Genomic DNA, 15,795 nt, shown 5'->3' on the forward strand with positions numbered 1-15,795 from the left:
CACAGAGTAGGAAAAACCCATTATTCTGTCTAATATATTAATAGTCTCAAATAATATCTTAAATATATGAATATAGAATTGCGTCATCTACGCTATTTTGTTGCGGTGGCAGAAGAGCTGCATTTTGGTCGCGCAGCCGCGCGTTTGAATATTTCGCAGCCGCCGTTGAGTCAACAAATCCAGGCGCTGGAACAGGAAATTGGTGCAAGGCTTCTGGCGCGTACTAACCGCAGCGTGGCATTAACGGCGGCCGGAAAGCAGTTCCTCGCCGACAGCCGGCAAATTCTGGGGCTGGTCACCGATGCCGCCGCCCGCGCTGAACGACTTCACCAGGGCGAGGCCGGAGAATTACGCATCGGCTTCACCTCATCAGCGCCGTTTATCAAAGCCGTTTCCGACACGCTGTCGCTTTTTCGTCAGGATTACCCGGACGTTCATCTGCAAACTCGTGAAATGAACACCCGCGAGCAGCTTGCACCGCTCAGCGAAGGGGCGTTGGATGTTGGACTGCTGCGTAATACGCTGTTGCCGGAAGCGCTTAACCATGAGCTGATCTTGCGCGAGCCGCTGATGGCGATGATCCCCCGGGACCACCGACTTGCGCAAAAGCCGGTGGTGTCACTTGCCGAACTAGCGCATGAGCCCTTCGTCTTTTTTGATCCTCACGTTGGGACGGGCTTATACGACGATATTCTTGGCATGATGCGTCGTTACCATCTGACGCCGGTTATCACGCAGGAGGTCGGAGAGGCGATGACGATCATTGGTCTCGTGGCGGCAGGACTTGGCGTATCCATTCTTCCGGCCTCGTTTAAAAAAGTTCAGGTCGACGAAATGTGTTGGGTTCCCATCGCGGAAAAAGAGGCTGTATCCGAAATGTGGCTGGTATGGTCCAGGCATCACGAACAGAGCCAGGCGGCAATCCGTTTTCGTCAACAGCTCATTCAGGCGGTGAGGGACGCTTAAATTAATTTAATAATCACTTAAAATGTGCAGTAAATCACACGGCTAAGTAAAAAGTTGACGCCGTGTATTGAAGTCATTCACCATAACCCACAGATTATTTCGGAGCGCGAAAATAAAGGGAGTAAGAGGTGGTTGCTGATATTCAGCCTGGACATATCGATCAAATAAAGCAGACCAATGCTGGCGCGGTTTATCGCCTGATTGATCAGCTTGGGCCGGTATCACGTATTGATCTGTCTCGTCTTGCACAATTGGCGCCCGCCAGTATTACCAAGATTGTTCGCGAAATGCTTGAGGCGCACCTGGTTCAGGAACTGGAAATTAAAGAAGCGGGGAGCCGTGGGCGTCCGGCTGTCGGCCTGGTGGTCGAAACTGAGGCCTGGCATTACTTATCCTTGCGCATTAGTCGTGGGGAAATCTTTCTCGCTCTGCGCGATCTGAGCAGCAAACAGGTCGTGGAGGAGTGCCTTGAACTTCCGTTGCATGACGATATGCCACTGCTTGACCGCATTCTTGTGTTGGTCGATCAATTCTTTATTCGCCATCAGCAAAAGCTTGAACGTCTAACTTCCATTGCCATTACCATGCCGGGCATTATTGATACTGAAAATGGTATCGTCCATCGGATGCCGTTTTATGATGATGTCAAAGAGATGCCGCTCGGCGAAGCGCTGGAGCAGCATACTGGCGTACCGGTTTATATCCAGCATGACATCAGCGCCTGGACAATGGCTGAAGCGATGTTCGGGGCTTCCCGGGGGGCTCGCGATGTCATCCAGGTGGTTATCGATCATAACGTTGGTGCCGGGGTGATCACCGACGGTCATTTATTGCATGCAGGCAGCAGCAGCCTGGTGGAGATTGGTCACACTCAGGTAGATCCTTACGGTAAACGCTGTTACTGCGGAAACCACGGTTGCCTGGAAACGATCGCCAGCGTTGAGAGTATCCTGGAACTGGCGCAACTGCGACTCGGGCAGTCGATGAGCTCTTCGCTTCATGGACAGCCGCTAACGGTCGATTCTCTGTGCCAGGCCGCGTTAGCGGGCGATCTGCTGGCAAAGGATATTATCACCGGGGTCGGTACGCACGTTGGGCGCATTCTGGCCATTATGGTGAATTTGTTCAACCCGCAAAAAATACTGATTGGTTCCCCGCTCAGTAAAGCCGCCGATGTGCTGTTTCCCGCCATTGCAGACAGCATTCGTCAGCAGGCGCTGCCTGCCTATAGCAAAAATATGGTCGTGGAAAGTACACAGTTTTCTAATCAAGGAACGATGGCGGGTGCCGCGTTAGTAAAAGACGCGATGTATAACGGTTCTTTGTTGATCCGTCTATTACAGGGGTAACATTTTTTCATTGTTCTACCAAAATTTGCGCTAACGCAAGCTGACTCCACCTGGCATACCTTAGACTTTCTCCACTGTATTATTTTCCTGACTTATATTTTCGTAGCATAACGGTGGAGTTAGTGATGCTGAAGCGTTTCTTTATTACAGGTACAGACACTTCTGTGGGGAAAACGGTGGTTTCCCGCGCATTACTACAAGCGTTAGCGTCAGGTGGTAAGAGCGTAGCCGGTTACAAACCCGTCGCGAAAGGAAGCAAAGAGACGCCAGAAGGTCTGCGCAACAAAGATGCGTTGGTACTGCAAAGCGTATCGACGCTGGAGTTACCTTACGAAGCCGTCAATCCCATCGCTTTTAGCGAAGACGAAAGCAGCGTCGCCCATAGTTGTCCCATCAATTACACGTTGATTTCCAAAGGGCTGGCTAGCCTGACGGACAAAGTCGATCACGTGGTGGTGGAAGGTACTGGCGGCTGGCGGAGTCTGATGAACGACCTGCGCCCGCTGTCAGAATGGGTGGTGCAGGAACAGCTACCGGTTTTGATGGTGGTGGGGATTCAGGAAGGCTGCATTAATCATGCGCTATTAACCGCACAAGCCATCGCCAATGACGGCCTGCCTCTGATTGGCTGGGTCGCTAACAGGATTAATCCAGGGCTGGCGCATTACGCTGAAATTATCGATGTGCTGGGGAAAAAAATTCCTGCGCCATTAATCGGCGAGTTGCCTTATCTACCGCGCGCCGAGCAGCGTGAACTGGGGCAATATATTCGCCTGTCAATGCTCGGCAGTGTGTTGTCGGTAGATCGAGTCCTGGCGTAACGTCCTCGCCAGAACCGACGCCAGCACACAGGCAATCAATAAGCCGGGGAGCAGTCGATACTCTCCGGTCATTTCACAAATCATCAGGCTGGACATCACCGGGGCATGCGTTGTGGCCGCAAGCAGTGTCGCCATTCCCGTCAGACCAAGTAGCAATGTAAGCTCATCCGTTCCAGGAAACCAGATCCCCCAGATACGCCCCAGAATCATTCCCAGTGAGAGGCCAATAAACAGCGTTGGCGTAAATACACCGCCCGGTGCGCCGGATCCGCTGCTGGCGAGGACGGCTAACAGTTTACAAAGAAAAATACCGGTGATGACCAGCAGCAGAGGCGGAGAAAGTAAAAAGGATTGCACCACGCTGTAACCATTTCCCCACACCGTCGGGGTGAGCAGCGAAAGCAGACCAACAATCAGTCCCCCCAGCGCAAGTTGCCATGGCGGGGTGAGTTTGAGCCGTAGAAAGGCAAGATGGCTGGTGGACATCAGTCCGATTAGCAAAGGGCCGCATAGTCCCGCAAGCACACCGGTGACCAGGATCAAACCGTATTCAAGACTCTGTAATTCCAGCGAAAGATGAACCGTGTACAGCAACGAACTTCCGCCGCCGAGAAAATGCGTGGCGACCAGCGCAACAATGGCGGAAATGACTACCGGTCCGAGCGACGCCAGCATCAGCGTGCCAAAGAGAATTTCTGCAATAAACAGCGTGCCCGCCAGCGGTGCATGGTAAGCGCTGGCCATTCCTGCCGCCGCGCCGCAGGCGATCCACAACCTCCACTCGTCACGAGGAGTAAACCTGCGCGCAAGACAGGAAGCCGCCAGCGCCGCCAGTAAAATCATCGCTCCTTCACGACCAATGGCGCTACCGCTGGCGACCACGAATAAAGAGGCAAGGGACTTAATCAGGCTGGCGCCATAATCAAACTGACCGTCGCTGCGTACGGCTTCCATATAATCTGTGGAGGCATGCGAACGTTGTTGGTGTCGCTTTTGCCAACCCCATAACATCAAACCTGCAGCCAGTCCGCCCAGCATTGGGGTCAGGACTCTCCGCCAGGGAGAAAGCCCCGTTGCGGCGTTGACCAGGCTTCCGGTGTCATTACTCAGGAATACCCATTCCAGCAACAGCATGGCGTGACGGAACGCAGAGACAGCAACCGCGGCTAACACGCCGATCATGACCGCAATGAGCAGACGGCGAAGTAATAAATGGAGATCGGGCCAGGGATGAAGTCGATGCATCGTCATCGACAGTCAACGGAATAGCTTTTTGTCGGCGACAGGAAGCGTTAACGCAGATTGCCACTGGCCGAGAGTCAGTCGTGCAAGCTCGCCTAATGCCTGGTAAAACGGATGTCCGGCATTTTGGGTAAATACGTCCATAAAGCGCGAGGACCAGGGAAAAAGATGCCAGGCCAATAGCTCCTCACACTGGCGGTGGCGACCGTTTTCCGCCAACCAGGCAGCCTGCAGTAGCAGAGAGCCGAAATGATCTTCAGGTTCGTTTTGCGCCACGACAAAGTGAATATCGTTTTCCCGCATCCACTGCCGCAGCGAAAGTGTCGATTCTCCAAAAAGGACGTTTTCGCGATCCAGCCACACTGAACCCCACGGCGGAGATGGCAATGCGTATGGCCCAACAAACAGACGCTGCCAGACCTGAGTCAGTGGTTCGTTACCTTCACGCTGGAATAATGCGCGAAGTGGCGTCAGTTGTTCCTGCGGCAGCGGCCATTGCGCTGTCCAGTCGCTGTTTGTGAGGGCTGACACCAACGGTGTGGCCTGTTCACTCTGCGGGGAAAAATAAAACAGCGCGCCCAGCACGCGTGCAGTCATGGCAAAATCTTTCTGTTGCGTTATTCCAGTCATCAAAAGCATCCACAGACAAGGTGTGTGTTGCACTATACCGTGCGTAGCAGGCGTGAGTTTACCTGCAAAGGCGGGCCGGTTATTAATCCATATCAAAATGAAGTTACCCTCCGGGAAGGAGGGTAACAAATGTCGGGCTTATTGCGGTTCGTTGGCTGCCCCGTCATGGGAGGGTGTAGTGCTTGCCGGTGCATTACCGCTACTGGTTCGGGTATAAAGAATTTTATGCGTATCGTTAGCACAGTGGCCAACAACCTGCGAGTCGGGTTGGTCAGCTTGATCGTTGGGAACAATGTTCAGGGAGAAATTCGCTTCCGGAACACCGTTGTTGATAATGCGCTGCTGAATGTCGCTTTTGATACGTTCACATGAATCGGGTGCTGCCAGTACTACGGGTGAAGCAAAGAGCAGCAGACAAGCAAGCGTTCCTTTGGTCATTTTCATGGTCAGCTCCTTTTGTGATATGCGTAGAAATAAGCATAGCAAATGTAGTGTAAACAACTGTATTTGCTAAAATGATTGGGAATCGTCCTTAATTATGGGAAATATGTGAAAAACCAGATCCTTCTTTTTGCTTTCGGCCTGGCGCTGGCGGGGTGCGATAACAGCGCAATCCCGCTCTCCTTTACGCCGGAGATGGCCAGCTTTTCTAATGAATTTGATTTTGATCCATTACGCGGCCCGGTGAAAGATTTCAGCCAGACGTTGCTCAATGAGAAAGGTGAAGTGGCGAAGCGCGTCAATGGCACTCTTTCTGAGGAGGGTTGTTTCGACACGCTGGAACTGCACGATCTCGAAAACAACACCGGTGTCGCGTTGGTACTGGATGCAAATTACTATCGCGATGCGGAAACGCTGGAAAAAAAGGTGCGCTTGCAGGGGAAATGCCAACTGGCAGAATTACCGTCCGCAGGGGTGACCTGGGATACTGACGATAATGGCTTTGTCATCTCCGCAAACGGTAAAGAGATGAAAGTCCAGTATCGCTATGATGCAGAAGGGTACCCGTTGGGCAAAACGACAGTCAGTAAAGATCGTACGTTATCGGTCAGTGCAAAACCTTCGCCCGATCCACGCAAAAAACTGGACTACACGGCGGTCAGTATGTTGAACGATCATCCGCTGGGTAATGTAAAACAGTCTTGTGAATACGATCGTCACGCCAATCCTACGGATTGCACACTTGTCATTGTCGATCAAAGCGTTAAGCCGCCGGTTGAGCGCTTTTATACCATTAAAAATACGATTGATTACTACTGAAGATACGACCGCGCAGCACTAACGGCGCGGTATGTTTAATCCAACGAGGACGGGGGTATTCTGTTCGCCAAAAACAGGTTATGGGGCAATAACCCGACCAGTACGGCGATCCAGACAGCGCAGCGTATTGGGTTCCCAGTACGCATTCAGGTTGCTGCTTTTCTCACAATTATCGCGATTGTCGAAGGCGGCATCGGCTTTATCCCACTCTTTTTCAGTGCGCGTATTCACTTTTTTACGCAGACTGCGAGTATCATCCCACTGTTCCTTTTCCATTGCCGCATGCTGGCGGCTTTGGGCGCTATCACCCGACTCAATGACCAGTCTGCTGGTTTCTGCCTGAGCAGAAGCGGTGTACACGACGGCACCAAGCAGCAGCATTGCCGTCAGGCACAGGCGTTTGCTAAGTGTAATGTTCATGGCAAATTCCTTTCAAAATTGGGGTAAAAAAGCGTCACTGCGCGATAAATATTACACCATTCCCGGGTCCGGGAATACCCGGCGGAAGGATATGGATAAGATCTGTGCGTTTTGACGTATCATGTCAGATATCGAAAATGACTAACTGATTGTTATGATTAAAACCACGCTTCTTTTCTTCGCTACAGCGCTGTGTGAAATTGTTGGCTGCTTTCTTCCGTGGCTATGGTTAAAGCGCGGCGCAACAATTTGGTTGCTGTTTCCAGCCGCTCTCGCCTTAGCGCTTTTTGTCTGGTTGCTAACGCTACATCCTGCTGCCAGCGGTCGGGTCTATGCGGCTTATGGCGGCGTTTACGTCTGCACTGCATTGTTATGGCTGCGCGTGGTGGATGGGGTAAAACTTAGTCTCTACGATTGGTCAGGTGCGCTTATTGCGCTGTGTGGAATGCTTATTATCGTGGCAGGATGGGGGCGGACGTAATAATTTCTTTTTGTGAACAATGGGTGATTTTTTGATCGTCATACTTGTATGGTAGTTATATTGTGAATAAATTTCCTGCATCACTAACGGATGTAAGGATAATTTATGGAAAGTGTAGTCATTCACCAGCCAAATAATTTGGTAATAGAACAACGGGTATTACCCGTTCTGGCGAACGGGGAAGTCCGGGTTAAAGTTAAAATGGCTGGAATATGTGGCTCTGACAGCCATATATATCGCGGGCATAATCCATTTGCTAAATATCCGCGAGTGATAGGTCACGAATTTTATGGCGTCATTGATAGCGTTGGCGACGGCGTGGATAACAGCCGTATTGGCGAACGCGTAGCGGTCGATCCCGTTATCAGTTGTGGTTTGTGTTATCCCTGTTCTATTGGTAAGCCGAATGTTTGCACCACGCTAACCGTATTAGGCGTACATCGTGATGGTGGCTTTAGTGAATATGTCACGGTGCCAGCGGCAAACGCTTATTCTATTCCTGATGTAATTAGCGATCGGCATGCGGTAATGATTGAACCCTTTACGATTGCGGCAAATGTCACAGGGCAGATCCAACCGAAAGAAAATGATATTGCGTTAATCTATGGTGCCGGTCCCATGGGCTTAACTACCGTTCAGGCGCTGAAAGGTGTGTATAACGTTAAAACAGTGATTGTTGCTGACAGAATAGATGAGCGCCTTGCAATGGCTAAACACTGTGGGGCAGATGTCATTATTAATAATGGCGAGCAATCCCTACCGGACTGGCTGGAAGTTGAGCAGATCAAACCGACCCTGATTGTGGATGCAGCCTGCCATCCCGCGATACTGGCTGAAGCGACAGAACTTGCCTCGCCGGCGGCGCGTATTGTACTCATGGGATTTTCCAGTGAACCCTGTCAAATTACGCAACAGAACATAACCGGAAAGGAACTCACTCTTTATTCGTCCCGACTGAATGCGCATAAATTTCCCGTTGTGATTGAGTGGATGAAAAACGGTTTAATCGACCCGGATAAACTGATCACGCATCAATTTGACTATCGTCATATTATCGACGCAATCGAAATATTCGAGAACGATCGGCGTAAGTGCTGCAAAGTATTGCTTACCTTTACTGCATAATTATCATTTAATGCGATGAATACCTGACGCATCGGGTATTTAGTTGTACGCCTCACTTCTGTAGAGATACTGAATATGAATACGATTAAACATGACAGAAGCACCCAGGATCTGGTGCGGGCCGCTGTTTCCGGTTGGTTGGGCACCGCGCTTGAATTTATGGATTTTCAACTCTATTCCCTCGGTGCGGCATTAGTTTTTCATGAAATATTCTTTCCGGAACAGTCTGCTGCCATGGCGCTCATTCTGGCAATGGGAACGTATGGCGCAGGGTATATCGCCAGGATTGTCGGTGCCTTTATTTTTGGCAAGATGGGCGACAGCATTGGGCGTAAAAAAGTATTGTTTATCACAATAACCATGATGGGGATCTGCACCACATTAATTGGGGTTCTACCTACCTATGCGCAAATTGGTATATTTGCCCCGGTGCTGCTGGTGACATTACGCATTATACAGGGATTAGGCGCTGGCGCCGAAATATCCGGTGCCGGAACGATGCTGGCGGAATATGCGCCAAAAGGAAAGCGCGGCATTATTTCATCTCTGGTGGCAATGGGGACTAACTGTGGCACTCTCAGCGCTACGGCGATTTGGGCGGTGATGTTCTTTGCCCTCGACCGCGAGGAGTTACTGGCATGGGGGTGGCGAATCCCATTCCTGGCAAGCGTGGTCGTGATGATTTTTGCAATCTGGCTGCGAATGAACCTCAAAGAGAGCCCGGTGTTTGAACAGGTTAACGAAGGTGATGCGCCGGAATTACAAAACGCAGCGGATGTTTCTCTGGGAGCAATGTTTCGCAGTAAATCCTTCTGGCTGGCAACAGGATTACGCTTTGGTCAGGCAGGTAACTCTGGGCTGATCCAGACCTTCCTTGCCGGCTATCTGGTGCAAACCCTGCTATTCAATAAGTCCATCCCCACAGATGCGCTGATGATCAGTTCCGTCATCGGTTTTATTACCATTCCACTTCTTGGTTGGTTGTCCGATAGGTATGGCCGCCGTTTACCTTATATCCTGCTGAACATTTCGGCCATTATTTTGGCCTGGCCGATGCTGTCGATCATCGTGGATAAATCCTACAGCCCTGGCATCATCATGACGGCGCTGATCGTCATCCATAACTTCGCAGTGCTTGGTCTGTTCGCGCTGGAAAACATTACTATGGCGGAAATCTTTGGCTCGCGAAACCACTTTACCCGCATGGCCATCGCCAAAGAAGCAGGGGGGTTGGTTGCCGTTGGTTTTGGTCCTGTGCTGGCGGGGATCTTCTGTAACATGACCGGCAGTTGGCTGCCAATTCTGCTGATGATCATTGCTTACTCGCTTATAGGTCTCATTTCAGCATTGTTGATGCCTGAAGTCTGCGACCGTGATTTGCGGCTTCCTGAAGACGCGGCGGAAGTCCGCTCCGAAAGGCAGCAAGCACCGGTTACGAACCACATCTAATCCCTTTTAAATCAAGCGATTCCTGCTATCAGCGATCGTCTGTTACCTGGTATTTGAAGAAAAATGTCCAGCCGGACGCGAGACTATTTTGTGATCGGGCTGGAATATTAAGTGATTTATACTTGTATGGTAGTATGTGAATTGCGTAAATTCTTAATCACTCCACACAGAGGTAAGGAAAAAAAATGAAGATTGTAGGTGCTGAGGTTTTTGTCACCTGTCCGGGTCGTAATTTTGTGACCTTAAAAATTACAACGGAGGATGGCCTCACCGGTCTGGGTGACGCAACGCTTAATGGACGAGAACTGTCCGTCGCGTCTTACCTGAAAGACCATCTCTGTCCGCAACTGATTGGTCGCGATGCACATCGCATCGAAGATATCTGGCAATTCTTTTATAAAGGCGCTTACTGGCGACGTGGCCCGGTGACCATGTCTGCGATTTCCGCTGTCGATATGGCACTTTGGGATATTAAAGCGAAAGCGGCAAATATGCCGTTGTATCAACTGCTGGGTGGTGCCTCCCGTGAAGGTGTGATGGTTTATTGCCACACAACCGGTCATACCCTTGATGATGTGCTGGAAGATTATGCGCGTCATAAAGAGATGGGTTTCAAAGCGATCCGCGTTCAATGCGGTGTGCCTGGCATGAAGACCACTTATGGCATGGCCAAAGGTAAAGGTCTGGCCTATGAGCCAGCCACGAAAGGGCAATGGCCAGAAGAGCAACTCTGGTCGACGGAAAAATATCTCGACTTCACGCCGAAACTGTTTGCAGCCGTGCGCGATAAGTTTGGTTTCGATGAGCATCTGTTGCATGACATGCACCACCGCCTGACGCCAATTGAAGCGGCGCGCTTTGGCAAAAGCATTGAAGACTACCGCTTGTTCTGGATGGAAGATCCAACGCCTGCCGAAAACCAGGAGTGCTTCCGTCTCATTCGTCAGCACACCGTAACGCCAATCGCTGTGGGTGAAGTCTTTAACAGTATCTGGGATTGCAAGCAGCTGATCGAAGAGCAGTTAATTGACTATATCCGTACCACCATTACGCACGCGGGTGGGATTACCGGCATGCGCCGCATCGCGGATTTCGCCTCGCTGTATCAGGTCCGCACCGGGTCTCATGGTCCATCCGATCTCTCTCCAGTGTGCATGGCCGCCGCACTGCATTTTGATCTGTGGGTACCGAATTTTGGCGTGCAGGAATATATGGGCTACTCCGAGCAAATGCTGGAAGTCTTCCCGCACAACTGGACCTTTGATAACGGCTATATGCATCCGGGCGACAAGCCAGGGCTTGGTATTGAGTTCGATGAAAAACTGGCGGCGAAATACCCCTACGACCCCGCTTATCTACCGGTAGCTCGCCTGGAAGACGGCACGCTATGGAACTGGTAATCACGCTTCACGACTAACTCTGGAGAAAAACATGGACTTCATTAACGATCGATTCATGATCGACAATGAAGTCGGTGTTCGGCTTTATCAAGAAGTCGCAAAAGATCTGCCGATCATCGATTATCACTGTCATCTTGACGCAAAGGATATCTACGAAAACCGCGCCTTTGCGGATATTACCCAGCTTTGGCTGGCTGGCGATCATTACAAATGGCGGGCGATGCGCGCCAACGGCATTGATGAACGCCTGATTACGGGCGATGCCAGTCCTGAAGCAAAATTTCAGGCATGGGCCGAAACCGTCGAGGCCGCGTTTGGCAACCCGCTGTATCACTGGACGCACCTGGAATTAAGCCACTATTTCGGCTACCGGCAGACCCTCGATAGCCGCAACTGGCGAGAGGTGATGGAGTACTGCAATCGCCTCATTCGCCAGCCGGATTTTACGCCGCGTCGTCTTATGGAGCGTTCTGGTGTGGAGGTGATCTGCACGACCGATGCGCCGCTCGATTCGCTGGAATATCATCGCCTGCTACAACAGGACACCTCATTCGCCATTAAGGTACTACCGACATTTCGTTCCGATGATGTCTTCAATGAAAACGCGGCTGAGTTCGCGCTGTTTACTGCAAAGCTTGGCCAGTTAACCGATCTGGACATCGACTCATTCGACCAGTTCTCAGCCGCTCTCGGTAAACGCATCGCCTGGTTCCACGAAGTGGGGTGCCGAATTTCCGATCACGGGCCAGTGAGTATTGAGTACCAGACCGCCGATCCCGACCTCGTGAACCAACTCTTTATGCGTAAGGCTTCCGGGCAGACGCTAACAAAAGAAGAAGAACGGCAACTGAGCAGCGCGATTTTTGTGATGCTGGCTGGACACTACAAATCGCTGGGCTGGGCTATGCAGATCCACTTCGGGGCAATTCGTAATAACAACAGTCGAATGCAGCAACAGTTGGGGATAAATACCGGATTTGACTCCATTAACGATCAGTCGCATCTGGCGGCGTCCCTTAATGCACTTCTGGATGCCATGGCGAAGAAAAATGCGCTGCCTAAAACCATCCTTTATAACCTGAACGCTATTTATAACGATGTCGTGGCGACCACTATCGCCAATTTCCAGAGTGCCGATCTGGGTGTGAAGTCCCCAATGCAATTTGGCTCCGGGTGGTGGTTCAACGACACCCGACGGGGCATGGAAAATCAACTGAATAGTCTCGCTGACCAGGGATTGCTGATGCATTTCGTGGGCATGTTAACGGATTCGCGCAGTTTTGTTTCTTATACCCGCCATGATTATTTCCGCAGAATCCTCTGCAACCTCATTGGTGGATGGGTTGAGAAAGGTGAAGTACCCGACAATAAAGAAATTCTGACGCGGATGATCAGAAACATTTGTCACGATAACGCTAATAACTATTTTAAATTCTAATACTCTCTGGTGAGGATAGAACATGACTCGTACCAATAGAAAAATAACAATTCCGGTCAGCATCGGTTACGGTCTGACGGATATTATGGGGGGAGGCGCCTTTACGGTCATCGGCGCCTGGCTGCTGTTCTTCTATACCACTTTCGTCGGTTTATCACCGGTAGAAGCAGCATCTATCGTGGCGATTGCGCGCATCGTCGATGCCATCGTGAGCCTGTTTATGGGCTCGTTTACCGATCATTTTTATAAGAATGCTTTGGGGAAAAAGTTCGGCAGACGCCGTTTCTTTTTGCTGATCGGCGCGCCATTAATGCTGGTGTATATCCTGCTGTGGGTGACCGGAATGAGTTTCTGGTTCTACCTTGCCGTATACCTGGCTTTTGAAATTATAGCCGCCATGGTGTTAATCCCATGGGAAACCTTGCCGTCAGAAATGACCAAAGACTTTAATTCACGGACGAAATTGTCAACCTGCCGAATGTTTCTTTCTGCGTCCGGTACATTTCTGGCAACCTTTATTCCGGGCTTGCTGATCGGATATTTCGGTGAACAGGATCCTAACGCCTATTTCATTAACGGTGTGGTATTCGCAGTGATGTTCATGATTTGTGTATTCATCTCCTGGAAAGTGACCTGGGAGCGTGAACTCACGCCGGATATGTTGCAGGAACTTGAACGCAGCAGTCAGCCGACAACCTTCGCAGAAAAAGTCGCGAAGGTGGGGGGCTTGTTTAAAGATTATGCCTCTACGCTGAAAGTTCGTGCTTTCCGTAAACATCTCGCCATTTATCTCTTCTCTTTTACGGCGAAGGATGTATATAACACCGTCTTTGTCTTCTTCTGCGTCTATTGCCTGAATGTATCGTCGTCACTGGCGGGGACGTTACTGTCGATGAGTATTGTAGGGCTGCCGGTGACCTTACTGGCTGGGGTTGCGATCATCAAATACGGTCCATCGCGTCTCTATATTTTTGCCTACACCGTCATGATGCTGTGTCTGGCCGGGCTGTTTATGGTTTATCAGTTCCCGGGTGAGAACAAGGTAACGCTGTTAGTGATTCTGGCGGCGGTGTATCAGGTAGGCCGCTGTGTGCTCGAATTTACGCCATGGAACGTTTTCCCGTTTATTCCGGATATCGATGAAATGATTACCCGCCAGCGTCGCGAAGGACTGTTTGCTGCGGTAATGACTTTTTCAAGGAAAACCACGGTGGCTATCGCGACCTTTATTGTCGGTCTTATGCTGCAGAGCGGCGGATTTGTTAAAGGCAGCCAGGTACAACCGGAAGAAGCTATTAATACCATCGCGACATTGTTGTTTGTCGGTACCGCCGGGTTATTAATTCTGGCGCTGTGGCAAGCGTTGACGTTCCATCTGAATAAACGCACGCACAAGATCTTTGTTGATGAAGTGGAGCGTTTAAAAGCCCACGGTGCGAAAGAAGACGTCGAGCCGGAAACGCGGCATATCGTGGAAGACCTGACAGGCTATCGTTATGACACGCTGTGGTGTGAAACATCTGCACCGACCGCAAAACCCGCCAAATCAGCCACTACGCTGAGCTAACGTGGAGGCAGCCCTGAGCATAGAATTTCTATTTGTCAGGGCTGTCACATAACTTTTAAATGATGTTATACCAATTAGAAAAAGATTAATTCAAATCAAAACTTACAACCACACGGGCGTTATTCTGAGACGGTCCTGATTTCATAAAAAGTAGGTCATACAATGCAAAACAAGCTCTTAACGGCAAAAGCAACGCTGCCGGGTTACGATCGCAGCGCACTGGTTACGCGTATTGTTCATCTTGGCTTCGGTGCTTTCCATCGTGCGCATCAGGGTGTGTATGCCGATATTCTGGCGGCAGAGCACAACAGCGACTGGGGGTATTGCGAGGTTAATCTGATTGGCGGTGAACAACAAATTGCCGATTTAAAACAGCAGAATAACCTTTACACCGTGGCTGAAATGTCAGCGGACACGTGGACCGCAAGAGTGGTTGGCGTGGTCAAAAACGCGCTGCATGCGCAAGTCGATGGACAGGAAACCGTTCTGGCAGCAATGTGTGAACCTCAGGTTGCGATTGTCTCACTGACGATCACGGAAAAAGGGTACTGTCACTCGCCAGCAACCGGACAATTGATGCTGGATCACCCCATGATCGTCGCCGATCTACGCAATCCGCATCAGCCCAGGAGTGCCCCTGGCGTGATTGTCGAAGCTCTGGCACGTCGCAAGGCTGCGGGATTGCCGGCTTTTACGGTCATGTCGTGCGATAACATGCCGGAAAACGGACATGTCATGCGTAATGTTGTCACCTCCTACGCAAAAGCGGTTGATGCTGAACTGGCGTCGTGGATTGAGCAGCATGTTACATTCCCGTCCACCATGGTTGACCGCATCGTCCCCGCAGTAACGGAAGAAACACTGGATAAAATTGAAAAACTGACCGGCGTTCGCGATCCGGCAGGTGTAGCCTGTGAGCCGTTCCGTCAGTGGGTGATAGAAGATAACTTTGTCGCTGGTCGTCCACAGTGGGAGAAGGCGGGTGCAGAGCTGGTGGCCGACGTGATTCCGTTTGAGGAAATGAAGTTGCGCATGCTTAACGGCAGCCATTCATTCCTGGCGTACCTGGGCTATCTGGCAGGCTACCAACACATTAATGACTGCATGGGTGATGACAACTATCGTGTTGCTGCCCGGGCGCTAATGTTGAAAGAGCAGGCACCGACCTTAAAAGTGCAGGGTGTTGATCTGACGCGCTATGCCGATCTGCTGATTGATCGTTACAGCAACCCAGCGTTGCGTCACCGCACCTGGCAGATTGCGATGGACGGTAGCCAGAAGCTTCCACAGCGTATGCTGGATTCAGTGCGCTGGCATCTCGCGAACGGCAGCCGTTTTGATCTGCTGGCGCTGGGCGTGGCTGGCTGGATGCGCTATGTCGGCGGTGTGGATGAGCAGGGCAATACCATTGAAGTTAATGACCCGCTGCTGCCAGTGATTCAGACCGCAGTACAGAACAGTGATGAAGGGGAGAGCCGCGTTGACTCTCTGCTGGGTATTGAAGCGATATTTGGCAACGAACTGCCGCATGTCGCGGCGTTTACTCAGAAAGTGAAAGAGGCGTATCTGGAACTGCTCGCTTTGGGGGCAAAAGCCACCGTCGCACGTTATGTTGCAATACTGTAGGACTGACAAACGAAGCGCCAT

15 protein-coding genes are annotated in these 15,795 nt (G+C 50.9%); 11 read left to right on the forward strand and 4 right to left on the reverse strand.

All coding sequences use genetic code 11. The features are described from left to right. Nucleotides 1-66 precede the first annotated feature (66 nt). From HVY19_RS09765 to bioD, 3 genes are all read left to right on the forward strand, one after another. Nucleotides 67-966, forward strand: coding sequence for a LysR family transcriptional regulator (locus tag HVY19_RS09765; protein WP_181684101.1), 900 nt, complete (start codon nt 67-69; stop codon nt 964-966). 128 nt (nt 967-1,094) lie between these two features. Beyond that, nucleotides 1,095-2,315 carry a sugar metabolism global transcriptional regulator Mlc gene (gene mlc / locus HVY19_RS09770; protein ID WP_181684102.1) on the forward strand — a complete coding sequence of 407 codons (1,221 nt, stop codon included), beginning with the start codon at nt 1,095-1,097 and terminating at the stop codon, nt 2,313-2,315. Nucleotides 2,316-2,440: 125 nt separating this feature from the next. Next, the gene (gene bioD / locus HVY19_RS09775) at nt 2,441-3,136 is read left to right on the forward strand and encodes a dethiobiotin synthase (protein ID WP_181684103.1); all 696 of its coding nucleotides are present in this window, start codon (nt 2,441-2,443) and stop codon (nt 3,134-3,136) included. On the opposite strand, the gene clcB is transcribed toward bioD, so the two are convergent. The 3 genes from clcB to HVY19_RS09790 all read right to left on the reverse strand — a co-directional run bounded on the left by clcB (nt 3,092) and on the right by HVY19_RS09790 (nt 5,452). Then, entirely contained in the window at nt 3,092-4,381 is a 1,290-nt protein-coding gene (clcB, locus tag HVY19_RS09780; protein ID WP_181684254.1) for a voltage-gated ClC-type chloride channel ClcB, read from the reverse strand. The genes bioD and clcB overlap by 45 nt on opposite strands. 12 nt (nt 4,382-4,393) lie before the next feature. Next, nucleotides 4,394-5,008 carry a Tat proofreading chaperone DmsD gene (dmsD, locus tag HVY19_RS09785; protein WP_181684104.1) on the reverse strand — a complete coding sequence of 205 codons (615 nt, stop codon included), beginning with the start codon at nt 5,006-5,008 and terminating at the stop codon, nt 4,394-4,396. Nucleotides 5,009-5,146: 138 nt separating this feature from the next. After that, on the reverse strand, nt 5,147-5,452 hold the full coding sequence (locus tag HVY19_RS09790) for a DUF1161 domain-containing protein (RefSeq protein ID WP_181684105.1): 306 nt from the start codon (nt 5,450-5,452) through the stop codon (nt 5,147-5,149). Nucleotides 5,453-5,569: 117 nt separating this feature from the next. Here HVY19_RS09790 and HVY19_RS09795 point away from each other — a divergent pair, with 117 nt between their 5' ends. Continuing rightward, the gene (locus HVY19_RS09795; RefSeq protein WP_249419110.1) at nt 5,570-6,268 is read left to right on the forward strand and encodes a YnfC family lipoprotein; all 699 of its coding nucleotides are present in this window, start codon (nt 5,570-5,572) and stop codon (nt 6,266-6,268) included. Nucleotides 6,269-6,346: 78 nt separating this feature from the next. On the opposite strand, the gene HVY19_RS09800 is transcribed toward HVY19_RS09795, so the two are convergent. Further along, the gene (locus tag HVY19_RS09800; RefSeq protein ID WP_181684107.1) at nt 6,347-6,688 is read right to left on the reverse strand and encodes a DUF1283 family protein; all 342 of its coding nucleotides are present in this window, start codon (nt 6,686-6,688) and stop codon (nt 6,347-6,349) included. A 154-nt stretch (nt 6,689-6,842) separates the two neighbouring features. Between HVY19_RS09800 and HVY19_RS09805 the strand changes: the two genes are divergently transcribed. The 7 genes from HVY19_RS09805 (at nt 6,843) to HVY19_RS09835 (ending at nt 15,774) form a co-directional block, all read left to right on the forward strand. Further along, the gene (locus HVY19_RS09805; RefSeq protein WP_181684108.1) at nt 6,843-7,169 is read left to right on the forward strand and encodes a YnfA family protein; all 327 of its coding nucleotides are present in this window, start codon (nt 6,843-6,845) and stop codon (nt 7,167-7,169) included. A gap of 105 nt (nt 7,170-7,274) precedes the next feature. Next, nucleotides 7,275-8,294 carry a Zn-dependent oxidoreductase gene (locus HVY19_RS09810; protein WP_181684109.1) on the forward strand — a complete coding sequence of 340 codons (1,020 nt, stop codon included), beginning with the start codon at nt 7,275-7,277 and terminating at the stop codon, nt 8,292-8,294. Nucleotides 8,295-8,369: 75 nt separating this feature from the next. Continuing rightward, nucleotides 8,370-9,743, forward strand: a complete 1,374-nt coding sequence (locus tag HVY19_RS09815; RefSeq protein WP_181684110.1) for an MFS transporter — start codon at nt 8,370-8,372, stop codon at nt 9,741-9,743. A gap of 185 nt (nt 9,744-9,928) precedes the next feature. Further along, entirely contained in the window at nt 9,929-11,143 is a 1,215-nt protein-coding gene (gene rspA, locus HVY19_RS09820) for a starvation-sensing protein RspA (protein WP_181684111.1), read from the forward strand. Nucleotides 11,144-11,174: 31 nt separating this feature from the next. Beyond that, the gene (uxaC, locus tag HVY19_RS09825) at nt 11,175-12,581 is read left to right on the forward strand and encodes a glucuronate isomerase (RefSeq protein ID WP_181684112.1); all 1,407 of its coding nucleotides are present in this window, start codon (nt 11,175-11,177) and stop codon (nt 12,579-12,581) included. A 22-nt stretch (nt 12,582-12,603) separates the two neighbouring features. Further along, nucleotides 12,604-14,148: an MFS transporter gene (locus HVY19_RS09830; RefSeq protein WP_181684113.1), complete on the forward strand. Its 1,545-nt coding sequence runs from the start codon at nt 12,604-12,606 to the stop codon at nt 14,146-14,148. Between the two features lie 162 nt (nt 14,149-14,310). Further along, nucleotides 14,311-15,774, forward strand: a complete 1,464-nt coding sequence (locus tag HVY19_RS09835; protein WP_181684114.1) for a mannitol dehydrogenase family protein — start codon at nt 14,311-14,313, stop codon at nt 15,772-15,774. The last annotated feature ends 21 nt before the right edge of the window (nt 15,775-15,795 follow it).

Source organism: Citrobacter sp. RHB25-C09 (assembly GCF_013836145.1).
Classification (GTDB): Bacteria; Pseudomonadota; Gammaproteobacteria; order Enterobacterales; family Enterobacteriaceae; genus Citrobacter_A.